Source organism: Corynebacterium efficiens YS-314, from assembly GCF_000011305.1.
GTDB classification, from domain to species: Bacteria; Actinomycetota; Actinomycetes; order Mycobacteriales; family Mycobacteriaceae; genus Corynebacterium; species Corynebacterium efficiens.
This window is the reverse complement of record NC_004369.1, coordinates 1,838,126-1,862,004: the sequence shown is the minus strand read 5'-3', so window position 1 is coordinate 1,862,004 and position 23,879 is coordinate 1,838,126. Positions and strand designations below refer to the sequence as shown.

Sequence of the window (23,879 nt, the reverse complement as noted above, 5' to 3'; positions counted from 1 at the left end):
TTTCATCCATAAAAGCGGGTTTAATTGATGAAAATCACAGGTGGGCGACCGCCTGCAGCAGGTCTGCTCACCCCTGGTCGGGGTTGTCCCTTCCAGGTTATTTAACAGGATGGGATCAGCCTTTCTCCAGTTTGACGGTGTTTTCCGGTCGCCCGGGGCATGGGGCCCGGAAACGCCCGCTTCTGTGCAACCGCAAGGGGACAGATCGGATGTCCACCCCTGACGATGTCCGCCCCATAAAGGAAACCGCCTCCCGCCGGCATTGCTGCCGGGAGTCGGGAGACGGTTGCGTCCGGGGGTAAAGCTGGTGACTTAGGCCACCGTCGCGGTCTCGATGACCACTTTCTCTGCAGGTGCGCCGTCGGTGGCACCACCCTCCACGCCGGTTTCGGCGATGGCATCGAGGGTGGCCAGACCCTCCTCGGTGATCTGACCGAAGTAGGTGTAGACCGGTGGCAGCGGGGAGTCCTCGTAGTTGAGGAAGAACTGCGAACCGTTGGTGTCCTGGCCGGCGTTGGCCATGGCGATGGTGCCGCGCTCGTAGATGACCGGGGTGTTCAAATCCTCCTGGGCAGCCTCATCGGTGGGGTACTCGTTGGCGAACTGGAATCCCGGGCCGCCCGCACCGGTGCCACTGGGATCACCGCACTGGAGAACGTAGATGCCGGAGGTGGTCAGGCGGTGGCAGACCACGTCATCGTAGTACCCCTCCGCGGCGAAGTGCTCGATGGCGTTGACGGTGCACGGGGAGACGGACCGGTCGAGTTCCATACCGATCTCACCCTGGTTGGTGGACAGATTGACGGTGACGGTTCCGGTAGCTGGCACGTCCTCGGTCTCCGGGGTGGACACCTCACGGGAGGCCTCGCCGGCCTCCTCGTAGGTGCAGGAGACGGTGTTACCGAGTGGGGTGGTGCGGGTGACCGCCAGCGGCTCGTAGGTGGGATCCTCCGGGGCGGTGGTCGTCTCATCGGCGGTGATGGCCTCCTCACCGGTATCGCGGGTTGCTGCGTACCAGATGCCACCGACGACCAGGAGGATGACCGCCAGGGAGGCGGCCACAACGGTCATCGGCTTGGTCTTCTCCTTGCGGTCCCTGCTTTTGAGTTCCTTCTCAAGCTGGGAGAGTGCCGTCTGGCGCCGTTCCTTGTTATTGCTCACCGCGTTGTATCCCTTTTTTCGTGTTGGAAAGTACGTGCATGAAAAATTCCTCCCTATTCTAACCACCCGGGGAAACCGTGCTGAATGGTGATCACCTGGGGGGTCGGGATTAGACTTCCCTTCCATGGAGATTCTCGGTTTCGCGGCAGGTCCCTACAAGACCAACTGTTATGTCGTTGTCGGTGACGGTGAGGTGGCGATCATCGACCCCGGTATGCACACCCACGATGATCTGGTGGAGTACATCACCACCAACAAACTCACCGTGGACAAGATCGTGCTCACCCACGGTCACATCGACCACACCCGGGACGCGGGGGTGGTCGCCAGGCGTTTCAACGCACCGGTCTACATCCACCCCGATGATGTGTTCTTCCTGGAGGCCTACAAGGGCAGCGGCACCCGCACCGCCATGCTCTTCGACGCCGACAACATGCTCTCCCCGGAGTCCACCATCGATCTCGTCGACGGGGAGACCATCACCCTGGCGGGCGAGGAATTCACCCTCCGCCACGCGCCGGGACACTCACCCGGCTGCACCATGCTGGTGGGGCGGGAGTACTGCTTCTCCGGTGATGTGCTGTTCAAGGGGTCCATCGGCCGCACTGATTTCGAGTTCGCCGATGAGGAGGCCATGACCCGCTCCCTGCGCACTGTTGTCCTCGGGTTGGATGATGCCCTGCAGATCCTGCCCGGGCACGGTCCCACCACCACCATGCGTGCGGAACGGATGGGTAACCCGTTCCTGCGTGCGCTGCGCCCAAACTGATCCTGCTTCCGACCAGACCGAAATGAAAAGGTATCGTTAGCAACCGTGACTGATAAGAACACCAGAACCGAGAAGATCCAGCCGTTCTCCGCGCCGAAGGGTGTCCCGGATTATGCACCGCCACGCTCGGCGGCGTTTGTCGCCGTCCGTGATGCGTTCATCACCCAGGCGCACCTGGCGGGTTTCGAGCATATCGAGCTGCCGATCTTCGAGGAGACCGGGTTGTTCGCCCGTGGTGTGGGTGAGTCCACCGATGTGGTGAGCAAGGAGATGTACACCTTCGCCGACCGCGGTGAACGTTCCGTGACGCTGCGCCCGGAGGGCACCGCCGGTGTCATGCGTGCGGTCATCGAGCACAGTCTTGATCGCGGTCAGCTGCCGGTCAAGCTCAACTATGCCGGTCCCTTCTTCCGCTACGAGCGACCCCAGGCGGGTCGTTACCGTCAGCTCCAGCAGGTCGGTGTGGAGGCCATCGGCGTCGACGACCCGGCCCTGGACGCGGAGATCATCGCGCTGGCCGACCGCAGCTACCGTTCCCTGGGCCTGACCGGTTTCCGCCTCGAGCTGACCAGCCTGGGTGACAGCAACTGCCGTCCCGCCTACCGTCAGAAGCTCCAGGACTTCCTCCTCAACCTGCCCCTGGACGAGGAGACCCGCCGACGCGCCGAGATCAACCCGTTGCGGGTGCTCGACGACAAGCGTGCCGAGGTCCGTGAGATGACCGCGGATGCACCGCTCATGCTCGATCACCTCGATGATGGGTGCCGTACCCACTTCGAGACCGTCACCGGTCTGCTTGATGACATGGGTGTGCCCTATGAGATCAACCCACGTATGGTCCGTGGCCTTGACTACTACACAAAGACCACCTTCGAGTTCATCCATGACGGCCTCGGCGCGCAGTCCGGCATCGGTGGCGGCGGGCGTTACGACGGTCTCATGGCTCAGCTCGGCGGCCAGGACCTCTCCGGCATCGGCTACGGCCTGGGTGTGGACCGCACCATCCTGGCGCTCGAGGCTGAAGGCGTGACCGTCGGCCAGGAACGCCGCGTGGATGTCTACGGTGTGCCCCTCGGCCAGGCCGCGAAGAAGGCCATGGCTGGCATCATCAACGATCTGCGTGCCGCCGGTATCAGCGCGGACATGTCCTATGGTGACCGTGGCCTCAAGGGTGCGATGAAGGGTGCGGACCGCTCAGGCTCGCTCTACACCCTGGTGCTCGGCGAGAACGAGCTGGACAACGGCACCGTCGCGGTCAAGGACATGCGCGCCCACGACCAGCAGGACATCGCCCTGTCCGAGGTGGTCTCCGCCCTGCGGGCGAAGCTGGCCTAACAGCAATGCCGTTAAGTTAGTGGGTGTAGTGTTGTGCTATGCCTCGACATGGACGGACACAACCTGATACTGATCGTCGGTTATCGGATTTAATCTCGGTGGGCCTGCTCACCCGGGTGTTTCCGGCCGATGTCGTGGACGAGGTCGTCGCGCAGGCCGGTCGTACCCAGCAACGATCCCGCATCCTGCCCTCCCGGGTAATGGTGTATTACACCATCACAATGGCTTTGAACTCCGATGGATCCTATGAGGATATCTACGCCGATCTCACCGATGGACTGTCCTGGGCCTGCAGGTGGGAGGAACAGGCAGTACCTGCTCCGTCACGCTCCGCGATTTTCCAGGCCAGGGTCAGGCTGGGACATGAACCGATGGCAGCGTTGTTTGCCCGTGTTGCCCAACCATTGGCCCGGCCGGGGTGGGAGGGGGCCTGGCTGGCGGGCAAACGCCTGTTGGCTGTTGATGGCACCACCTTGGATGTCCCGGATACGCCAGCCAATGTCGAGCATTTCGGGCGTCCCGGCACCGGACGTGGTCAGGCCGGGTACCCGCAGGCCCGTGTCGTGGCGATCGCGGAATGTGGATCACATGCGATCCTGGACGCGGTCATCGGCGGGCTGGGCACCGGGGAAACGACCCTGGGTGGAGTCCATTAGCGTGGTGTATCTGTAACTGCCGGTGACGACCCCATGAACGACGTGGGCGACCACCGCAGGTACCTTTCGGCTCAACTCCTACATATCCTCGAAAGGACAACCCACGATGGCCGCTGGACCCTATTCTATCGACCCCACCACCTACCTCGACGAATTGCTCGCCCAAGCATCCCCCGATCTCATGCGAGAGATGCTCCAGGGCTTCATCAACCAGATCCTGTCCACCCAAGCCGACCAGGTGTGCGGCGCCGACTACGCCACCGTGTCTCAGGACCGGGTGAACACCCGCAACGGATACCGCCACCGCGACTTCGACACCCGCGTGGGCACCATCGACGTCGCGGTCCCGAAACTACGCACCGGATCGTTCTTCCCCGACTGGCTGTTGGAACGCCGCACCCGGGCTGAACGAGCCCTGACCACCGTGATCGCCACCTGCTACCTCAAAGGTGTGTCCACCCGCAGGATGAACGACCTGGTCGCCACCTTAGGGATCAACAATCTCTCAAAGTCCCAGGTGTCAGACATGGCCAAAGACCTTGATCAGATGGTCGAAGAGTTCCGCACCAGACCCCTTGATACCGGCCCCTACCTCTATGTTTCCTGCGACGCCCTGACCATGAAGGTGCGTGAAGGCGGCCGAGTGGTGAAAACCTCTGTCCTGCTGGCTACCGGTGTCAATGCCGAGGGCTATCGGGAATTACTTGGTATGCAAGTCGCCACAGCCGAGTCCGTGGCATCGTGGACCGGGTTCTTCCGGGACCTCAAAGCCCGCGGGCTCAACGAGGTCTATTTGGTCACCAGTGATGCCCACCTGGGAATTCAGCACGCCATCGGTGAGGTCCTGCCGAATGCCTCGTGGCAACGGTGTCGCACGCACTTTTCCAAGAACTTGTACGGGATGGTATCGAAAACACAATGGCCAACGTTATCGGCGATGTTCCACACCATCTTCCAGCAGCCGGATGCACAATCGGTGTGGGGTCAGGCCCGTGAGGTCGTGGCCTTTTGTGAGCAGAAGTTCCCGGATGTGGCCGATTACCTGGAGGAAGCTCTTGATGAGCTGCTGGCATTCACGAACGCGCCCAAGAGTGTGTGGACCAAGGTCTGGTCGAATAACCCCACCGAGAGGCTCAATCGCGAGATCCGCCGGCGCACCGATGTCGTCGGCATCTTCCCCAACCGTGATGCTGTCGTGCGCCTGGTCGGGGCTGTCCTGGCGGAACAGCATGATGATTGGATTCAGCAGAAGCGGTACATGTCGTTGACCAGTTTGGAGCAGACCAGGGCGATGATGACGGCGAACATCATCGATTCGGACGATATTACTTCTGAGATCATCCGGAAGGATGTGGCATGAGCCAGGGTCAGTATTTAGCTCGTGATGGTCCGTGAGGTCGTTACGCTGCTTGTTTTATCGAAAGGGCAGATACACCACTCCCGCGGACTTGACCACGACCCTGGCTGATGAACTGATCGACCGGCTGGATCCAGGCTCAGTACTGGTCGCTGATCGGGGGTTTTATAGTTTCCACCGGTGGGCTACCGCCCAGGACCGTGGTGCGGATCTGGTGTGGCGGATCCGGAACAATGTGAAACCACACCATGTGCGAACCCTGGAGGATGGAACATGGTTGGCCACGATTACCCCGAGCAATGGGCCGGGGTGGCGGCAGGTTGCCCCAAGGATGGTGCGGGTGGTGGACTACCACATCGATACCGGTGACGATGAGGCTGGCATTGTCGACCAGCAGCATCGGTTGTTGACCACCTTGTTGGATCCTGATGAGGTGTCGGTGGAGGATCTGATCGCGGCGTATCACACCCGGTGGGAGATCGAGAACACTTTCGATGAGTTGAAAACCCATCAGCGTGGACGAGAAAGGGTGTTGCGGTCAAAGTCCCCGGAGTTGGTGCGTCAGGAGATCTGGGGGCATCTGTGCTGCCACTACGCGATCAGGACACTGATGGCTGATGCGGCCACTGCCAGTGAGCACCCTCCGGTGCGGGTGTCATTTGTTAAGGCCTTGAAGCTTACCCGTCGTTCGGTGATCCAGGGCTCTTTTCCCCCCTGACGACCCGCACACCGCCCGAAGTTTATGGGATCAGGCAGCGTCTTGGCTGGCCAGGTACCTCAACCCACCGCGACGAAGGCGGAAGAATCCGCGGGTGATTAAACGAAAGATGTCGAAATAGCCGGTGAAACGATCCCATCATTGTGGTCGGCCACTCGGCCCAGTGGTCACCGTCATCCCACCACTAACTTAACGGTATTGGGCCTAACAGCGCGCTTGTCGACGAACCGCCGGGCGCTACTGCCCGCCGTCGTGACCCTTGAGCAGGTCCGCGAATGAGGTGAAACCCTCACCCGGGGTGACCCCGGTGCGGCGGTAGGACAGGTCGGCATCCTGGTTGGCGGTGGCCCCACCCAGGCCCTGCACGCTGCCGTAATCCTGGAGCATGAGGGTGGCGAGTTCCCCGGCCGCCCGGTTGACGCGACGCTCGAACTCCACGCCCGCCTCGGTACCGAAATCGGCGGTCGCGGCGAACACACCGGTGGGCACGACCACGGCACGCAGGTAGTTGAACATCGGGCGGATCGCGTGGTCGAGCACCAGGGAGTGGCGTTCAGTGCCGGCGGAGGCCGCGATGAGGGTGGGCAGACCCACGATGGTCTTCGGATCCAGGGCGTCGAAGAACATCTTGAAGATGCCTGAGTAGCTGGCGGTGAAGACCGGGGTGACGGCGATGAGACCGTCGGAGTGCGCCAGTCGCTCCTTCGCGGCATCAAGGGCGGGGGAGCTCATTCCAGCACTGGTGAAGGCGGTGGCCAGATCGAAGATGAGATCGCGGATCTCGATGACCTCGATGTCCACGGACTCCCCGCGGGCGGTGATGGCCGCCTCCACGGCATTGGTGAGCTGGTCGGCCACGGAGCGGGTTGTCGACGGGTTGGACAGACCCGCGGTGACCACGGTGAGTGTGCGCATGGGGTGAACCTCTATTCTGCGTCTATTCCGCGTCTGCTGGCTGGCCGGGGCTGATGTGGAAGTGTGGGTGCTCCGGGTTCCCCAGCAGGGTGCGGTGGGTCGGTGGGTCGGAGGGAACGTGGTCGGGGCGACGTTCCTCCATGCGGCGGCGGACCTCAGGGACCACATCCCGGCCAAGGCGCTCGATCTGGTCGAGGACGACCTCGAGGGGGAGTCCGGCGTGGTCGATGAGGAAGAGCTGACGCTGGTAGTCGCCCACCCAGTCGGCGAATTCCATGGTGCGCTCGATCACCTGCTCCGCGGTGCCCACGGTCAACGGGGTCATGCGGGTGAAATCCTCCATGGAGGGGCCGTGGCCGTAGACCGGTGCGTTGTCGAAGTAGGGGCGGAAGAAGTCCTTGGCCTGGGACTCCGTATCCCCGATGAACACCTGACCACCCAGGCCGACGGTGGCCTGGTCGGCGCGTCCGTGGCCGTAGTACTCGAAACGCTGGCGGTAGAGGTTGACCATCTGGGCGGTGTGTTCCTTGTTCCAGAAGATGTTGTTGTGGAAGAAACCGTCACCGTAGAAGGCGGCCTGCTCGGCGATCTCGGTGGAGCGGATGGAACCGTGCCAGACAAATGGTGCCACGCCGTCGAGGGGTGCCGGGGTGGAGGTGTAGCCCTGCAGCGGGGTGCGGAACTTGCCCTGCCAGTTCACCACGTCCTCGCGCCACAGGCGACGCAGCAGGTGGTAGTTCTCGATCGCCAGGGGAATGCCCTGGCGGATGTCCTTGCCGAACCACGGGTAGACCGGCCCGGTGTTGCCACGGCCCATCATCAGATCCACGCGACCACCGGAGAGGTGCTGGAGGAAGGCGTAGTCCTCGGCGATCTTCACCGGATCGTTGGTGGTGATCAGGGTGGTGGCGGTGGAGAGCAGCAGGTTGGTGGTCTGTGCGGCGATATAGGCGAGGTGGGTGGTGGGGGAGGAGGGGACGAACGGTGGGTTGTGGTGCTCGCCCGTGGCGAAGACATCAAGGCCGACCTCCTCGGCCTTGAGCGCGATCTGGGTCATGGCCCGGATGCGCTCACCCTCGGTTGGGGTGGTGCCGTTGGTGGGGTCGGTGGTTACATCACCGATGGTGAAGATGCCGAACTGCATGGTTGGTCCTAACTGGTCAATAATTTTGTTGATATATCATCAAAATAGCTTTTGTTGTCACGTCATGCAACTATCGCAGCTCCACCAGCTCGATGAGACTGCGCATATCCCGGCCACTGATCAGGCGTAGTGGCTTCTGGCTCGGCTTCCCATGCTCGGTCACGATCACCGACCAGGGAAGCTCCGGTCCCGTCATCACATCGATGACCTCCTGGGCGGTGGCGGTCCGTGGCATGAACACGGCGGAATCAGACGTTTCGGCGTAATCGAGCACCTCGGCCACGGTGGAGGCATCCAGGATGGAATTGTCGGAGAGATCGGCGGCCACCCACCGGGCGATCGTGTTGGTGGTCAGCAGCGCCACATAGGAACCACCGTCATAGACGGGGAACTGGGAGATCTCGGTGGTCCGGATGATCTTCAGGGCGGCGGCGATCGGATCCCCGACCTGCAGCGAGCGCACCGTCTGATGGGACAGCACCTCCAGCGCCACCGGCGGGTCCAGGAGGAGATCCCTGATGTGCTGGATCATGGCCACCGTGTCGGGCCGGGGGTCGGCGATCGGGCGCAGATTGTTGTAGGGGCCGTGACTGATGGCATTGCGCAGTTCCGCGAACGCATCCAGAGCCTCCGACTGCTGCGCGGAGATCAGGTGTTTCTTCTCAGCGAGGCGGACCATCCACCGGAAACTATCCGACCGTTTCGCATTCAGCTGGGAACGCAGGTGGGCCTCAATGTCATTGAAAGAAGCCAGGAAGGCGACTGCCGGATCGGCGGGGGTGTCATCACGGGCGCTCATATCCACCCACTGTAGCCACGGCCCACGCTTCTCGACGCCGCGAGCACCCCACCCCGACGCGCCCCGTGGCGGGGTCGGGGGCGTCGTCAAGCTATCGAACGCTCAGCTCCCTCGTGGACCCGGTCAGGGAGATCTCGAAGATCTCATCGGTTTCCCTGCACCGGACCTGCGCGGACCCGGCGGGTGCGGGCCCTGGTGTCAGGTCGGCGGTGAACGCGAACCAGATGCGCACCTCATCGTAGGGGCGGTTGTCCACCACCGGTTCGTGGATGATCGTCGGTTCGGTGTGGAAGAGGGAATAGGGTGCCTGTAACCCACGGGTGGGCAGCACCTCGAAGGTGACGGGTTGTGCCGCCCTGGCATGAAAGAGCGCGTAGCGGCGTTCCACATCCCCGGCCATCACATTGGTGAAGTCGAGGGCAGAGGTCATCTGCTGCACCGTGGGCGGATCCGTGTCGTAGATATAGCCCATGGAATGGCGGTAATCCAGGCAGTTCGCGGGGGTGGGTGAGGTCGAGTCCAGATAAGCCATCTCATCGTGGAGATTGTGTCCCGGAGGCCCCTGCCCATCCGGGAGATAACCCCCGGCGTGGGTCTGCTGCCAGCGGGCCCAGATCAGGTCGACGAAAGCGTGGTGCAGGTAGAACACCGGATCATTCGGGGAGGTGCCCGGCCCCATGTCGCCACCAACCCACACGTGGACCCGGTTGTGCATCGCGGGCCCGTTGGGCCATCCCTCCAGCTGATTACGAAAACTGTCCGCACTGCCCGGGTGCCACGGGTCGGTGTCATACACCGGCAGATCGGTGATGCAGGCCGTCACCTCATCCGGGGTCGGAAGCGTGGGCACCGCCAGGCCCAACTGGCGCCTCAACCCGCCGGGGCGCCGGGTGAACCCCATGCCCCATTCCACCAGGACCTCCCACCCGGCGAACGGGCCGGTGTTCACGGTGGAATCGGGGCCGGTACCATTGCCGCCGATGTAGATGCGGCCACGGTCCGGATCAGTGTTCCACAATGGTGCGGCGGCCCCGGCGGCGGAATCAGCGGCCCAGTCCCAGTAGGGCAGGGGCACCGATGGATCCTTCTCCTGCAGGGCCAGTTCGAATTCCCGACAGTAATAACGGTGCCATGGCAGGAACGCCGGACCGCGGTGGGCCGAGTTCCGCAACAGGTGCCCGCCTGATTCCCAGGGGAACACGGTGGCCTCGTGCATGGAGTGGTGGTGCTGTTCGGTGAAATGGTCGTAGGTACCATCCGCCTTGATCCCGTTCACCGCATCCTGAAACCGCTCCAGCTGCTCATCGGTGAGTGCGTAGATGTTCTGCCTGATGTGCACGGTTCACTCTCCCGTCCCCGGACTGCGGTGGTGGGGGTTGGGGTCCCCGTCCTCGGGCGGGTGGAGCTGCCAGTACTCGTCACTGGTCCTGATGAGCTGATCCACGACCTCGTCCAGGGTGTCGAACTCCACGTACATATGGGCTGTGGGGGAGTAGTACTTCCCATTGACGTAGGCGACCTCGACCGGGGTGCCGTCCAGTTCCAGGGAGATCCCGTCCTCATCTTCGGTGATATCCACCTGGATATCACGGGATCGGTATGATTCCCGCCGCGGTGGTCTGGGGGGTGGGGCATCGTCGTGTCCGCCGTGGGTGTCCTTCATGGTGGCCTCCCGATCCTTCTGGTGCTTCAACGGAGGTGGTGCATGAGGATCGAGTGCTGGCATGTGACCCTCACCACCCCAGCCTAGGAAACACCCCCACCTCTTACAATAGATCTGCTACTCCGATCCCATAACGTTTCGACCCCTCCCGGCCCTTTGTCGTGCAACTTTCACACGCTGCCGCATGGCCGTGGCCGGGTGGCTGCCGTGCCCACCCCCGGATGGCACAATGAACAGCCATGGACCGGACGCATCTCCAGACCCAACTCACCGCGGCACAGCAGCACCTCAACCGTGCGCAGCAGGCGCAGGAGGTGCTGCGCTCCCTGGAATTGCCGGCACGGGTCCACATCCACAGAAAGATCGGTTTCGGCGAGCCGGACCAGTCGCGGATCGTTCTGCTCCGGGATGCTGATCTGGACTGGTCCGCCAATTTCTACACCCGGGTCGCACTCGACGGGCTTGGGGCCGAGGAACAACTGCGTCGCTATCTCACCGCCACCGCTGTTCTCCCCGGGCTGATGGAGACTGCGCGCGCCGGGACCGGTGGTTTCCTGCGCCGGTTGTTCAACCCGGAATCCATCCGCCGCGGTGAAGCAGCCCTGGCGGATCTCACCACCCGGGTGGCCGACCTCGACCGGCAGCTGCCCGGAATCACCCCGCTGATCGACACCTCCACCACCGCGACCACCACCCAACGCGGCGGGGTACACCTGTTCCCCGGTGCACACCCTGTGGGGCAGCGGTATATCGATGCCGCCCGCGCCGAGATCGCCCGCCAGCTGGGGGAGGACGCACCGGGTTTCCACCAGTGGGACGGCCACCATCTCGCCTCCGTCCACAGGCTGGTCCACACGTACGCCTCCGATCCGAACTCCCAGGTCAGACTCCGGGCGGAGGCGGAACGTGCCCTGTCGCAGATCAACCGCCAGCGCGTGGAGATCCTTCTGGAACAACTCCCCGTGGATGCGCTGCGCACCGCCACCAACCACCGGCTCCGGTTCGGCTCGCTCGACACCATCGGCATCAGCACCGTGGCCGATGTCCTCCGGGCATCTGAATCCCTCCTCGCCACCGCCCAGGGCATCGGACACCAGACCGCCCGTCACATGAAGGCCGCCGCCCAGACTCTCCAGCAGGAGGCTCTTGGGCGCAACACCGTTCTCATCGGTGACACACCGACACAGGCAGCCGTCGCCCTCATCCGCATCCTCGCCCGGTTCGAGCAGGCGGATGCACTCTCCCCCGCGGAGCGCGAACGGCGCAACCGTGTGATCGACTACATCCAGCAGCTTCCCGCCATCTCTGCAACTGACACGGCCGGGTGGATCGTCGTCGGTGCAGGACCGGACCAGGGAGACGCGGCCTGGAACCGCATTACCGATGACCTGGCCTGGGTGAGTGCCAACCCCAACCTCTTCCATCCCCAGCACATCACCCCACCCCCGGCTGATATCTGGGATGACTATCTGACGCGCCCCGCCCACTACCAGGGTCTGCTCGCCACCCTGCTGGGACGGGAGATCGAGGGTGTGGATGAACACCTGGACACCACCGTCCTGCAACGCATCCGCGAACTGGAGCTGGACACCACACACCTGCGCGATCTCCACCTGCGTGGGTACCAGTCCTTCGGGGCCCGCTTCACCGTGGTGCAGAAGAAGGTCCTGCTCGGCGATGACATGGGCCTGGGTAAAACCATCCAGGCGATTGCCGTGGCCGCGCACCTGACCGCCGCGGAGGACACCTTCCGCACACTGGTGGTGGTCCCGGCCTCCGTGATCGTCAACTGGGTCCGCGAATGCCGACGGTTCACCGACCTGCCCGTCTTTGTCGCACACGGGCAGGACAAGGAGGCGGCGGTCACCGCGTGGGCGGACACCAACGGCATCCTCATCTGCACCTACGCCGGCACCAGGAGCCTGGACATTCCCGCCCCGGGCCTGATCATCGCCGATGAGGCCCACATGATCAAGAACCCACAGAGCAAACGGAGTCAGGCCTGCGCCAGGCTCATCGATGCCGCCGACTACGCCCTGCTCATGACCGGCACCCCGCTGGAGAACAAGGTCTCCGAGTTCGTCGCCCTCATCCGTTATGTCCAACCCGAGCTGATCACCCGCGGCATGTCCGCCATGTCCGCCGGGGATTTCCGCGCCCGGATCGCACCGGCCTATCTGCGCCGGAACCAGACCGATGTCCTGGATGAACTCCCCGAACGCACCGACTCCATCGACTGGATCGAGCTCACCCCCGCGGACCGCGTCGCCTATGACGATCAGGTCCGGGCGGGGAACTGGATGGGCATGCGCCGCTCGGCGATGCTCGCCCCGAAACCATCGGCGACATCAGCGAAGATGAAGCGCATCATCGAGCTGCTCGATGAAGCGGAGGAACACGGCCGGAAAACCCTGATCTTCACCTTCTTCCTCGACATCCTCGACGAACTCGAGCACGTCCTGGGCGCGCGTGTCATCGGCCGGATCGACGGCAGCGTGCCGGCTGCCCGACGCCAGGAGCTTGTCGACGCCCTCGCCGACGCCCCCGCCGGATCCGCCCTCATCTCCCAGATCACGGCCGGTGGGGTGGGGTTGAACATTCAGAGCGCCAGCCAGGTCATCATCTGCGAACCCCAGGTCAAACCCACCATCGAGCAGCAGGCCGTCGCGCGTGTGCACCGCATGGGACAGACCGCCACCGTCAACGTCCACCGCCTCATCGGTGATGACACCGCCGATGAACGCATGCTCGAGATCCTGGCGGGCAAGACCCAGATCTTCGATGTCTACGCACGCCTGTCCGACACCGCCGGGACACCGGATGCCGTGGACATCACAGAGGCCCAGCTGGCCGCCAGCATCATCGATGCCGAACGGGCCAGACTGGGCCTGGAGGACTAGGTGGTGCGGTAGACACCCCGGTCCAGGTAGTCACACGAGCTCATCTGACCGGTGGTGTACCCGTCGAGGAACGCCTGTCGACGCTGCTCCGAGGACCCGTGGGTCCAGCTCTCCGGATTGACCTCACCGCCGGAACGGCGCTGGATATTATCGTCACCCACGGCTGCCGCGGTGGTCAGGGCAGCATCGAGTTCCTCCTCGGTGACCGGTTCCAGCAGTGCATCCTCACCCTTGTCGGCGTAGCTGGCCCAGATACCCGCATAGCAGTCCGCCTGCAGTTCGATCCTCACGGCGTTGGAGTCCGCGCCGGGATCATTGTAGTCGGACAGTCCCAGGGTGCCTTCCAGGTTCTGCACGTGGTGTCCGACCTCGTGGGCCACGATGTACATCTGGGCGAAGGGTGCGCTGTCACCTCCGAACTGTCGCATCTGGTCGAAGAAGGTCAGGTCGAAATAGGCGTACTGATCGGCGGGGCAGTAGAAGGGGCCCGTGGCGGCGGATGCCGCTCCACACCCCGACCGGGTGGTGTTGGTGAACAGCTCGAGACCGGGCTCCGAATACTGCAGCTCAGCCTGCGCGGGTAGTACCTCCTGCCACATCTCGTTCACCGAGAACATGGTGTAGTACAACCGGCAGTCATCGTAGGTGTTGGCATCCTCACCGGTCTGGCAGTGGTCGAAGGATTCACCTGTTTCCAGCTGGGCCTGATCCCCGCCCTGGCCCAACAACTCCGGAACCTGCGCGGGATTGCCTCCCAGCAACACGAAGAGGCCGACCAGTAGCAGGCCTCCGAGACCACCACCGACAGCCATGCCACGGCCGCCGCCACCCTTGCGGGCCTTTCCGCCTGAGCGGGAGATATCACCACGAAAAGTCATGTGAGCATCATCTCATAAATGGGTGGGGTGCGTAATGCCGGGCGGGTTGATGATCCGCGGTGCACGCGTCGGCGGGTACAATGCCAGTGTTACATGTGCCCGTGGTGGTGACATGTGCCTATGTGCCCGGGAACATGGTGTTCCACATCCCGTGATCGGCGCAGGACATGCCCAGAAACCACCGGCAAGACATCTCCGAATGGAAGGACCTCCTACACGTGCTGCGCACTCATCTCTCCGGCGAGCTTCGTAAAGAAAACGCTGGCCAGTCAGTCACCCTGACCGGCTGGGTCGCCCGTCGCCGTGACCATGGTGGCGTGATCTTCATTGATCTCCGTGACCGTTCCGGTATCGCCCAGGTCGTTTTCCGCAATGAGGACGTTGCCGAGCGCGCCCACGCACTGCGCAGCGAGTTCGTCCTGCAGGTCACCGGCGTCGTCGAGAAGCGTCCGGAGGGTTCGGAGAACCCGAACCTGGCCTCCGGTGATGTCGAGGTCAGTGTCACCGACTTCACGGTCCTCAACGAGTCCGCCCCGCTGCCGTTCCAGATCGAGGATGCGTCCTCCGCGGGTGAGGTCGGCGAGGAAACCCGCCTGAAGTACCGCTACCTGGATCTGCGTCGCCCGGTCCAGGCCAACGCCCTGCGTCTGCGGTCCGCGGCCAACAAGGCTGCCCGCACCGTGCTGGACAGCCACGATTTCACGGAGATCGAGACCCCGACCCTGACCCGGTCCACCCCTGAGGGTGCGCGTGACTTCCTGGTCCCGGCCCGCCTGAAGCCCGGCACCTTCTACGCCCTGCCGCAGTCACCCCAGCTGTTCAAGCAGCTGCTGCAGGTCGCCGGCATGGAGCGCTACTACCAGATCGCACGCTGCTACCGCGATGAGGATTTCCGCGCGGACCGTCAGCCTGAGTTCACCCAGCTCGATGTCGAGATGTCGTTTGTGGACCAGGAGGATGTCATCGCCCTGGCCGAGGAGATCCTCACCGAGGTCTGGAAGTTGATCGGGTATGAGATCTCCACCCCGATCCCACGCATCACCTACGCCGACGCCATGCGTCTGTACGGTTCCGACAAGCCGGACCTGCGCTTCGATATCCAGATCACCGAGTGCACCGACTTCTTCGCCGACACCACCTTCCGCGTATTCAAGAACGAGTACGTCGGCGCGGTCGTGATGAAGGGTGGCGCATCCCAGCCCCGCCGCCAGCTCGACGCCTGGCAGGAATGGGCCAAGCAGCGCGGTGCGAAGGGCCTGGCCTACATCCTCGTCGGCGAGGACGGCGAGCTGGGTGGACCGGTGGCCAAGAACATCACCGACGCGGAGCGTGAGGGCATCGCCGCCCACGTCGGTGCGGAACCGGGCGACTGCATCTTCTTCGCAGCCGGTGACACCAGGAGCTCCCGTGCCCTGCTGGGTGCGGCCCGTGATGAGATCGCACGCAAGCTCGACCTGATCAGGGACGGCGAGTGGTCATTCGTCTGGGTCGTCGACGCCCCGATGTTCGAATCCGCCGCCGATGCCACCGCCTCCGGTGACGTTGCCCTGGGCAACTCCAAGTGGACCGCGGTGCACCACGCCTTCACCTCCCCGAAGCCGGAATTCCTCGATACCTTCGATGAGAACCCGGGTGAGGCACTGGCCTACGCCTACGACATCGTCTGCAACGGCAACGAGATCGGCGGCGGATCCATCCGTATCCACCAGCGCGACGTCCAGGAGCGCGTGTTCAAGGTTATGGGTATCTCCGAGGAGGAAGCCCGCGACAAGTTCGGCTTCCTGCTCGATGCCTTCGCCTTCGGTGCACCTCCGCACGGCGGCATCGCCTTCGGCTGGGACCGCATCGTCTCCCTGCTCGGTGGGTTCGACTCCATCCGCGATGTCATCGCCTTCCCGAAGTCCGGTGGCGGAGTTGATCCGCTGACCGATGCGCCTGCGCCGATCACCCCGCTGCAGCGCAAGGAATCCGGTATCGACGCAAAGCCGAAGGCAGCAGAGAACAAGCCGGAAGAAAAGTAGCAGGGGTACACCGACACCACCGGTGATATCCACTCATGAATAGGGTCTGATTTATAGATTGGGCCCTATTTTCTGTTTTATTGCCCGATACCGGGGGTAAGGTTATGTAGATCACCCACGTGATCCATCGTGATCTGTACCATTAACCGAAGTCTGGTTATGTCCATGCCCGAGCTGGTATCACCCATGTCCCGGCCGGTTTTCACATACCTGGCATGCCCGGGTGACCCCGAGGTGTTGGTATCCCTCATATGCCCCGGAAGAAAAGGAGTTGAAGCTAATGCTGAGCCACGAAGAGATCGTTGAGATCGCAGAGGATCTGCTGGCCAAGAGGTACGGCGGAACCCAGAGCCTCAGTGAGGTGGAGCAGCTCAGTGGTTCAGGGACCGCGACGGTGCTGCGTGCGCGTGTCGCCAACTCCCCGTTCCTCCAGCAACGGTCGGTGGTACTCAAGTACATTCCCGCCACCGGGGATCTGTTCGATGATTCCGCGCTCGTGCGCGAGGTGGTGTCCTATCAGTTCACCACCTCGCTGACCGAGGAGGTCCGCCCCGGTCCGGTCATCCTCGCCTATGACATCGACAAGCGCATCATGGTGCTGTCCGATTCCGGCAATGGTGACACGTTCGCCGATCTCCTCGAGCACCGCACAGGGGATCAGCGGATGCAGATCCTGCGCAACCTCGGCCAGTCCCTCGGTGGTCTGCATGCCGCCACCGCGGACCGCGAGGCCGACTTCGAGATCCTCATGTCCCGCATGCTCGCCCGCTATCCCGCCACCGCCGAGATGCAGAAGAAGCGTGACACCCTGCTGCCCACCGCGGTGGAGGTCGGTCTGCAGATCCTCAAATCCACGGGAGTGCCCGTGTCGCCGGTGGTGGAGGAGTTCGCCCGCGATGCCCAGCGTCGTCTCATCTCCGGACGTCACCGCGCCTTCACCCCGTTCGACCTGTCCCCGGACAACATCATCGTGGCCGAACGCACCCACTTCCTCGATTATGAGGTCGCCGGGTTCCGGGACGCCACCTTCGATGTCGCCTGTGTGATCGCCGGGTTCCCCCAGTTCGTGTTCAGCCATCCCCTCAGCGATGATGAGGCCGATGAACTCATCGACGCCTGGGTGCAGGAGGTCCGCAGCATCTGGCCGAACGTGAACAACGAGGACCGGCTCCACGCACGCATCGTCACCGCACTGATCGGTTGGGCGCTGTCGAGTGTCGCGCTCATGCAGATGGGGTCCATCGCGGCGGTGGATGCATACCGTGAGGCCCGCGAGGAACTGGGGGAGCTGGACATCGATGATTTCACCGTGCCCCGCACCCCGGAGGAGGATGAACTGGTCCGCCAGGACATCAACGAGACCTTCTCCGCGCTCCAGCGTTTCGCCGCCCGGGGTGCTGACACCCGTTTCCCCGAGGTCGCCCGTTTCGCAGGTGATGTTGTGCAGTCCCTGATCGGGGTGGAACAGTAACCGACTACTGTTGGGCCGCATGGACCAGGATTCACTCTTCGACACACCGTCAGGTTCACGCGCCGCGCAGGAGGCCACACGGTATTTCCACCCGGGCGGGCATGCCCCACTGGCCGCCCGCATGCGGCCCCGCACCCTCGATGAGGTGGTGGGGCAGCAGCATCTCCTCGGCCCGGGACGCCCGTTACGCCGTCTGATCGAGGGCTCGGGGGAGGCCTCGGTCATCCTCTACGGGCCACCCGGAACGGGTAAGACCACCATCGCCTCACTCATCTCCGCGGCGACCGGGGACCGTTTCGTGGCATTGTCCGCGCTGTCCTCCGGGGTCAAGGAGGTCCGCGAGGTGATCAACCGTGCCCGCACCGATCTCATCCACGGTGCCCGGACCGTGTTGTTCATCGATGAGGTCCACCGTTTCTCCAAGACCCAGCAGGACGCGCTGCTGGCCGCGGTGGAAAACCGCACTGTCCTGCTGGTCGCCGCCACCACGGAGAACCCCTCCTTCTCCGTGGTCGCCCCGCTGCTCTCCCGGTCTCTGCTCCTGCAGCTGGAACCCCTGACCGATGATGATGTGCGCACGGTGCTGGACAGGGCGCTTGTCGACGAGCGCGGCCTCGCCGGTCGTATCACGGCCAGCGCGGCGGCCCTCGACCAGTTGGTTCTGCTCGCCGGCGGCGATGCCCGCCGCGGCCTGACCTACATCGAGGCCGCCGCCGAGGCGGTGGCTGACGGCGGGGAACTGACCCTGGACACCGTCCGCGACAACGTCAACCGTGCCGTGGTTCGCTATGACCGCGACGGGGACCAGCACTACGACGTCGTCAGTGCCTTCATCAAATCCATCCGCGGTTCCGATGTGGATGCCGCGCTGCACTACCTCGCGCGCATGATGGAGGCAGGGGAGGACCCCCGCTTCATCGCCCGACGCCTGGTGATTCACGCCAGTGAGGATATCGGCATGGCTGATCCGGGTGCACTGCAGACCGCCGTGGCCGCAGCCCAGGCCGTCCAGCTCATCGGCATGCCGGAGGCACGCATCACCCTGGCGCAGGCCACCATCCATCTGGCCACCGCACCGAAGTCCAACGCGGTGATCACCGCCATGGACTCAGCGCTCGCCGATGTGAAACGGGGCCACATCGGTACTGTCCCCGCACATCTGCGGGATGGTCATTACGAGGGTGCGAAGAAGATGGGCAACGCCGTGGGGTACGTCTATCCCCACGATGATCCACGGGGAGTGGTCCGTCAGGACTACCTGCCGGAGAACCTGCGCGACCGCGTCTACTACCAACCCACCGATCATGGTGGTGAGAAGCGGATCTCGGAGTACCTGGGGCGCCTGCGCAGAATCATCCGGGGCCGCTGAGAACCCGGGTTGCCCGCACCCCACGGTGGGCGGGTATTGTTAGCTGATGCAACATCGGGGCCCAACATAATGTTGGTTCCGACAACAACCCGAGAAGTACTAAGGCAGGATACCGCTGTGCAGACCCATGAGATCAGGGAACGCTTCACCAATCACTTCGTTAATGCCGGTCACACGGCAGTTCCCAGCGCGTCGCTGATTCTGGATGACCCGAACCTGCTCTTCGTCAACGCGGGCATGGTCCCCTTCAAGCCGTACTTCCTGGGGCAGCAGACCCCACCGTTCGCCAACGGCACCGCCACCTCCATCCAGAAGTGTGTGCGCACCCTCGACATCGAGGAGGTGGGTATCACCACCCGCCACAACACCTTCTTCCAGATGGCCGGCAACTTCTCCTTCGGCCAGTACTTCAAGGAGGGTGCCATCACCCACGCCTGGACCCTGCTGACCAACCCGGTGGAGGAGGGTGGTTATGGTCTGGATCCCGAACGCCTCTGGGTCACCGTCTACCTCGATGATGATGAGGCCGCCGAGATCTGGGAGAAGAAGATCGGGGTGCCGGCTGAACGTATCCAGCGCCTGGGTATGGCCGACAACTACTGGTCGATGGGTGTGCCCGGCCCGTGTGGTCCCTGCTCGGAGATCTACTACGACCGTGGCCCCAAGTACGGCAACGAGGGTGGCCCGGCGGTCGATGACAGCCGTTATCTGGAGATCTGGAACCTGGTGTTCATGGAGTTCGAGCGCGGTGAGGGTACCGGCAAGGACAGTTTCGAGATCATCGGTGAGCTGCCCAAGAAGAACATCGACACCGGCATGGGTGTCGAGCGTGTCGCCTGCATCCTGCAGGGGGTGGAAAACGTCTACGAGACCGATCTGCTGCGCCCGGTCATCGATGTCGCCGAGACCCTCACCGGCGCCACCTACGGCAGGGACAACACCGCGGACATCCGCTTCCGTGTGATCGCCGATCACTCCCGCACCGGTATGATGCTCATCCTCGATGGTGTCACCCCGGGCAATGAGGGCCGTGGTTATATCCTGCGTCGTCTGCTGCGCCGCATCATCCGTTCCGCGCGTCTGCTCGGTGCCACTGGTGAGACCATGGAGAAATTCATGAACACCATCATGGACACCATGACCCCGTCCTACCCGGAGATCGCCGAGAACCGTGAGCGTATCCTGCGGGTGGCCATCACCGAGGAGCGCGCGTTCCTCAAGACCCTGGTCTCCGGCACCCACCTGTTTGAGGAGGCTGCTGCCTCCATCAAGTCCTCCGGCAGCACCACCGTCGCCGGTGCACAGGCCTTCGCGCTGCACGACACCTATGGTTTCCCCATCGACCTCACCCTTGAGATGGCCGCCGAGGCCGGCCTGGAGGTCGATGTCGAGGGCTTCGAGTCGCTCATGGCAGAACAGCGTTCCCGCGCCAAGGCCGACAGCCAGGCCAAGAAGCACGGCCACGCCGACCTGTCCATCTACCGTGAGTGGGTGGACAACCACCCGACCGTGTTCACCGGTTTCGAGGAATTGGAATCACAGTCCCGCGTTCTCGGTCTGCTGTCCGATGGCACCCGCATCAATGAGGCCGCCGAGGGCCAGGAGGTTGAGGTCATCCTCGACCAGTCCCCGCTGTACGCCGAGTCCGGTGGACAGCTCGGTGACCGTGGCCGGATCCTCATGGGCGATACCGTCGTGGATATCCAGGATGTGCAGAAGATCGGCAAGAAGCTGTGGGTCCACAAGGCCGTGGTGGCCAATGGCGGGCTCGCGGTCGGTGATGAGGTGGTGGCCGCCGTCGACAAGCAGTGGCGTCACGCCGCACGCCAGGCACACACCGCAACCCACCTGATCCACGCCGCCCTGCGCCAGGTGCTCGGCCCCACCGCCGTCCAGGCGGGTTCCATGAATAAGCCGGGTTACCTGCGCTTCGACTTCAACTACACCGATCAGCTGACCCCGGAGCAGCTCAACCAGATCCAGGCCATCACCAATGAGGCCGTGGACACCGACTGGGCCGTCAACACCATCGAGACCTCACTGGAGGAGGCCCGCGCGATGGGTGCCATGGCGCTGTTCGGTGAGAACTACGGTGATCTGGTCCGCGTCGTGGAGATCGGCGGTCCCTTCTCCATGGAGCTGTGTGGTGGTACCCATGTCGAGCACTCCTCACAGATCGGGCCCGTCGCCCTCCTGGGGGAGTCCTCCATCGGTTCCGGTGTCCGTCGCATCGAGGCCTACTCCGGGCTCAACTCCTTCAACTACCTGTCGAAGGAACGCGCCCTCGCGGAGTCACTGTCCAGCATACTGAAGACCCCGTCCACGGACCTCCCGGAGCGCATCAGCCAGCTGCTGGACAAGCTCAAGGCCGCGGAGAAGGAGATCGCCACCCTGCATCGCCGGGAACTGGCCGCCAAGTCCGAGGAATTCATCACCGGCGCGGAAGAGATCAACGGCATCCGTGCCGTCATGGTCCGGGTCCAGGATGGTCTGGATGCCGGTGACCTGCGCACCCTGGCCACCACGCTGCGGGACAAGCTCAGCAACGGCGAGGGACTGGTGGTCGTCGCCTCCCGTTCCGAGGATGGCACCAAGGTTCCGTTCGTGGCGGGTGCCACCAAGCAGGCTGTCGCACGTGGGGTCCACTCCGGAAACCTCATCAAGCTGATCGGTTCCTACATCGACGGCCGTGGTGGTGGTAAGCCGGACATGGCACAGGGCTCCGGTAGCGACATCGATGGTCTGGACGCGGCCTTCAACGCGGTTCGCGCGGAACTGGAAAACCTGTAGCACCCCCACCGGGGCCGGAAGGTGACACCACCGGGGTCCTCTTTTTCAAGGGAGGACCCCGGTTTGTCGTGTTCCGGCCCCGACACCCGGTCACCAATGCGTGTTCCGCGGATCTCCGCCACTAGATTATGGTGCAATGGCACACACCTGTGCGGCGCGGATGTCGATGCAGACTCATGAGAAAGGTCACCCACCCGATGAAGGTCACACCAGATACCCCCGGCCGTGATGATCCCGGCCCGGGCCGTCGCATAGGCCTGGATGTCGGCACCGTCCGTATCGGCGTGGCAGCCTCCGACCGGGATGCCCGTCTCGCCATGCCGGTGGAGACCGTCCCCAGGGAGACCGGCATGAAGGGGCCGGACAGAGGTGACATCGACAGACTGATCGACATCATCACCGAATACGACGCTGTTGAGGTTGTCGTGGGTCTGCCCCGGGACCTCCAGGGCAACGGTTCAGCCAGTGTCAAACAGGCCAGGGAGATCGCCTTCCGGATCCGCCGCCGTCTCACCGCCACCGGACGGGAGATCCCCGTCCGCCTGGGCGATGAGCGTCTGACCACCGTTGTGGCCACCCAGGCACTGAGGGCATCAGGCATCAATGAACGTGATGGCCGTAAAGTCATCGATCAGGCGGCCGCGGTGGAGATCCTGCAGACCTGGCTCGACGGGCGTGCAACCGCCCTGAACACGCTTCCCGAAACACCCCACACCGATGAGAAGGGAAACTTCCCACGATGAGCAACAAGACCAGCGGTTCAGCCCGGAACCGACGGATGGAGCCCGTATACGTGAAGCGACGCCAGCGGTTCCTCGCGGTGACCATCGCCGCGCTGATTCTCCTCATCGGAGCTGTCATCTACATCGGTGTCGCCACCTCTGACCGCGGTGGCGGCACCACCGACTTCGAGGGCACCGGCAATGGTGTGGTTCAACTCGTGGAGATCCCCGAGGGGTCCTCCATGTCGGAACTGGGCCCCGAACTCGAGGAGCGGGGCATCGTGGCCACCAACGCGGCCTTCCAGACCGCCGCCGCCGGCAACCCCGACGCCGGCAGTATCCAGCCCGGTTTCTACCGCCTCCAGGAGGAGATGAGTGCCGCCGCCGCGGTGGCGGCACTGCTCGATCCCAACAATCAGGTGGATCTGGTGGACATCCACGGTGGTGCCACCCTCATGGATGTCGCGGTGGTCGGCGGGGACACCCGCCCGGGCATCTATTCCCAGATCGCCCAGGTCACGTGCACCGAGGGGTCCACCAACTGCATCACCGTGGAGGATCTGCAGACCGTGGCTGCCACCGCGGACCCGGCCACCCTCGGCGTGCCGGAGTGGGCTGTGGGTCCGGTGGAGTCCCGGGGCAACGACCCGAAGCGACTGGAGGGACTCATCATGCCCGGCCAGTACGTGGTCAACCCCACCGCCGATGCGCAGGGCATCCTCACCGACCTGATCACCCGTTCGGCTGCGAAGTTCGAGGAGACAGATATCGTCACCCGGGCTCAGGGCATCAACCTCACCCCCTATGAACTGCTGACCGCCGCCTCCCTCATCGAACGTGAGGCCCCGGCCGGGGACTTCGACAAGGTCGCCCGCGTGATCCTCAACCGCCTGGAGGAGCCGATGCGTCTGCAGTTCGACTCCACCGTCAACTATGGCCTGCCGGAGGTCGAGGTGGCCACCACCGACCAGGACCGCGAAACCGTCACCCCGTGGAACACCTATGCCATGGACGGACTGCCCGAGACCCCGATCGCCGCGGTGTCGATGGAGGCTCTCCAGGCGATGGAGAACCCGGCCGAGGGCAACTGGCTGTACTTCGTCACGGTGGACACCGATGGCACCACCGTGTTCAACGACACCTTCGAACAGCACCAGGAGGACACCATGCGCGCCATCAACAGCGGTGTCCTAGACAGTAACCGCTAGGAA

General features: G+C 63.6%; 17 protein-coding genes and 2 pseudogenes. 12 read left to right on the top strand and 7 right to left on the bottom strand.

The window, feature by feature from the left end:
* Nucleotides 1-312 precede the first annotated feature (312 nt).
* Nucleotides 313-1,161, bottom strand: a complete 849-nt coding sequence (locus CE_RS08785) for a peptidylprolyl isomerase (RefSeq protein ID WP_006767762.1) — start codon at nucleotides 1,159-1,161, stop codon at nucleotides 313-315.
* A 124-nt stretch (nucleotides 1,162-1,285) separates the two neighbouring features.
* Between CE_RS08785 and CE_RS08780 the strand changes: the two genes are divergently transcribed.
* The 5 genes and pseudogenes from CE_RS08780 to CE_RS08760 all read left to right on the top strand — a co-directional run.
* Nucleotides 1,286-1,930 carry an MBL fold metallo-hydrolase gene (locus tag CE_RS08780; protein ID WP_006767761.1) on the top strand — a complete coding sequence of 215 codons (645 nt, stop codon included), beginning with the start codon at nucleotides 1,286-1,288 and terminating at the stop codon, nucleotides 1,928-1,930.
* Between the two features lie 45 nt (nucleotides 1,931-1,975).
* The gene (gene hisS, locus CE_RS08775; RefSeq protein WP_006767760.1) at nucleotides 1,976-3,265 is read left to right on the top strand and encodes a histidine--tRNA ligase; all 1,290 of its coding nucleotides are present in this window, start codon (nucleotides 1,976-1,978) and stop codon (nucleotides 3,263-3,265) included.
* Nucleotides 3,266-3,303: 38 nt separating this feature from the next.
* Nucleotides 3,304-3,906: pseudogene (locus CE_RS08770) on the top strand (IS4-like element ISCef4 family transposase); the annotation flags it as partial.
* Between the two features lie 121 nt (nucleotides 3,907-4,027).
* The gene (locus CE_RS08765; RefSeq protein WP_011075333.1) at nucleotides 4,028-5,281 is read left to right on the top strand and encodes an IS256 family transposase; all 1,254 of its coding nucleotides are present in this window, start codon (nucleotides 4,028-4,030) and stop codon (nucleotides 5,279-5,281) included.
* A 94-nt stretch (nucleotides 5,282-5,375) separates the two neighbouring features.
* A pseudogene (locus CE_RS08760) lies at nucleotides 5,376-5,996 on the top strand (IS4-like element ISCef4 family transposase); the annotation flags it as partial.
* Nucleotides 5,997-6,233: 237 nt separating this feature from the next.
* Here CE_RS08760 and CE_RS08755 read toward each other — a convergent pair.
* The 5 genes from CE_RS08755 to CE_RS08735 form a co-directional block, all read right to left on the bottom strand.
* Complete coding sequence (locus CE_RS08755; protein WP_006767759.1) at nucleotides 6,234-6,911, bottom strand: FMN reductase; 678 nt, start codon at nucleotides 6,909-6,911, stop codon at nucleotides 6,234-6,236.
* A 22-nt stretch (nucleotides 6,912-6,933) separates the two neighbouring features.
* On the bottom strand, nucleotides 6,934-8,055 hold the full coding sequence (locus CE_RS08750) for an LLM class flavin-dependent oxidoreductase (RefSeq protein ID WP_006767758.1): 1,122 nt from the start codon (nucleotides 8,053-8,055) through the stop codon (nucleotides 6,934-6,936).
* A 70-nt stretch (nucleotides 8,056-8,125) separates the two neighbouring features.
* Nucleotides 8,126-8,854, bottom strand: a complete 729-nt coding sequence (locus tag CE_RS08745) for a CBS domain-containing protein (protein WP_006767757.1) — start codon at nucleotides 8,852-8,854, stop codon at nucleotides 8,126-8,128.
* Nucleotides 8,855-8,945: 91 nt separating this feature from the next.
* A complete protein-coding gene (locus tag CE_RS08740) occupies nucleotides 8,946-10,193 on the bottom strand; it encodes a tyrosinase family protein (protein ID WP_006767756.1) in 1,248 nt (415 codons plus the stop codon).
* Between the two features lie 3 nt (nucleotides 10,194-10,196).
* Nucleotides 10,197-10,580, bottom strand: a complete 384-nt coding sequence (locus tag CE_RS08735; protein ID WP_011075594.1) for a hypothetical protein — start codon at nucleotides 10,578-10,580, stop codon at nucleotides 10,197-10,199.
* 176 nt (nucleotides 10,581-10,756) lie between these two features.
* Here CE_RS08735 and CE_RS08730 point away from each other — a divergent pair, with 176 nt between their 5' ends.
* Nucleotides 10,757-13,417, top strand: coding sequence for a DEAD/DEAH box helicase (locus tag CE_RS08730; protein ID WP_006767754.1), 2,661 nt, complete (start codon nucleotides 10,757-10,759; stop codon nucleotides 13,415-13,417).
* Here CE_RS08730 and CE_RS08725 read toward each other — a convergent pair.
* Nucleotides 13,414-14,295 (bottom strand): KPN_02809 family neutral zinc metallopeptidase, encoded by an 882-nt coding sequence (locus CE_RS08725; RefSeq protein ID WP_011075593.1) that lies wholly within the window; start codon nucleotides 14,293-14,295, stop codon nucleotides 13,414-13,416. The genes CE_RS08730 and CE_RS08725 overlap by 4 nt on opposite strands.
* A gap of 218 nt (nucleotides 14,296-14,513) precedes the next feature.
* On the opposite strand from CE_RS08725, the gene aspS reads away from it, so the two are divergent.
* The 6 genes from aspS (at nucleotide 14,514) to mltG (ending at nucleotide 23,876) form a co-directional block, all read left to right on the top strand.
* On the top strand, nucleotides 14,514-16,316 hold the full coding sequence (gene aspS / locus CE_RS08720; protein ID WP_035108829.1) for an aspartate--tRNA ligase: 1,803 nt from the start codon (nucleotides 14,514-14,516) through the stop codon (nucleotides 16,314-16,316).
* Between the two features lie 280 nt (nucleotides 16,317-16,596).
* A complete protein-coding gene (locus CE_RS08715; RefSeq protein WP_006767750.1) occupies nucleotides 16,597-17,787 on the top strand; it encodes a phosphotransferase family protein in 1,191 nt (396 codons plus the stop codon).
* A 19-nt stretch (nucleotides 17,788-17,806) separates the two neighbouring features.
* Nucleotides 17,807-19,156 carry a replication-associated recombination protein A gene (locus CE_RS08710; RefSeq protein WP_006767749.1) on the top strand — a complete coding sequence of 450 codons (1,350 nt, stop codon included), beginning with the start codon at nucleotides 17,807-17,809 and terminating at the stop codon, nucleotides 19,154-19,156.
* Nucleotides 19,157-19,273: 117 nt separating this feature from the next.
* On the top strand, nucleotides 19,274-21,946 hold the full coding sequence (alaS, locus tag CE_RS08705; RefSeq protein ID WP_035108828.1) for an alanine--tRNA ligase: 2,673 nt from the start codon (nucleotides 19,274-19,276) through the stop codon (nucleotides 21,944-21,946).
* A gap of 197 nt (nucleotides 21,947-22,143) precedes the next feature.
* Entirely contained in the window at nucleotides 22,144-22,689 is a 546-nt protein-coding gene (gene ruvX, locus CE_RS08700) for a Holliday junction resolvase RuvX (protein WP_035108826.1), read from the top strand.
* Nucleotides 22,686-23,876 (top strand): endolytic transglycosylase MltG, encoded by a 1,191-nt coding sequence (mltG, locus tag CE_RS08695; RefSeq protein WP_011075588.1) that lies wholly within the window; start codon nucleotides 22,686-22,688, stop codon nucleotides 23,874-23,876. Before ruvX ends, mltG begins: the two co-directional genes overlap by 4 nt.
* The last annotated feature ends 3 nt before the right edge of the window (nucleotides 23,877-23,879 follow it).

Bases quoted from the DNA above. Each gene is read 5' to 3' on its own strand.
- CE_RS08745 (WP_006767757.1), bottom strand. From the start codon at position 8,854: ATGAGCGCCCGTGATGACACCCCCGCCGATCCGGCAGTCGCCTTCCTG.
- CE_RS08765 (WP_011075333.1), top strand. From the start codon at position 4,028: ATGGCCGCTGGACCCTATTCTATCGACCCCACCACCTACCTCGACGAA.
- CE_RS08710 (WP_006767749.1), top strand. From the start codon at position 17,807: ATGGACCAGGATTCACTCTTCGACACACCGTCAGGTTCACGCGCCGCG.
- CE_RS08730 (WP_006767754.1), top strand. From the start codon at position 10,757: ATGGACCGGACGCATCTCCAGACCCAACTCACCGCGGCACAGCAGCAC.
- CE_RS08715 (WP_006767750.1), top strand. From the start codon at position 16,597: ATGCTGAGCCACGAAGAGATCGTTGAGATCGCAGAGGATCTGCTGGCC.
- CE_RS08735 (WP_011075594.1), bottom strand. From the start codon at position 10,580: ATGCCAGCACTCGATCCTCATGCACCACCTCCGTTGAAGCACCAGAAG.
- mltG (WP_011075588.1), top strand. From the start codon at position 22,686: ATGAGCAACAAGACCAGCGGTTCAGCCCGGAACCGACGGATGGAGCCC.
- CE_RS08780 (WP_006767761.1), top strand. From the start codon at position 1,286: ATGGAGATTCTCGGTTTCGCGGCAGGTCCCTACAAGACCAACTGTTAT.
- CE_RS08725 (WP_011075593.1), bottom strand. From the start codon at position 14,295: ATGACTTTTCGTGGTGATATCTCCCGCTCAGGCGGAAAGGCCCGCAAG.
- CE_RS08750 (WP_006767758.1), bottom strand. From the start codon at position 8,055: ATGCAGTTCGGCATCTTCACCATCGGTGATGTAACCACCGACCCCACC.
- CE_RS08755 (WP_006767759.1), bottom strand. From the start codon at position 6,911: ATGCGCACACTCACCGTGGTCACCGCGGGTCTGTCCAACCCGTCGACA.
- ruvX (WP_035108826.1), top strand. From the start codon at position 22,144: ATGAAGGTCACACCAGATACCCCCGGCCGTGATGATCCCGGCCCGGGC.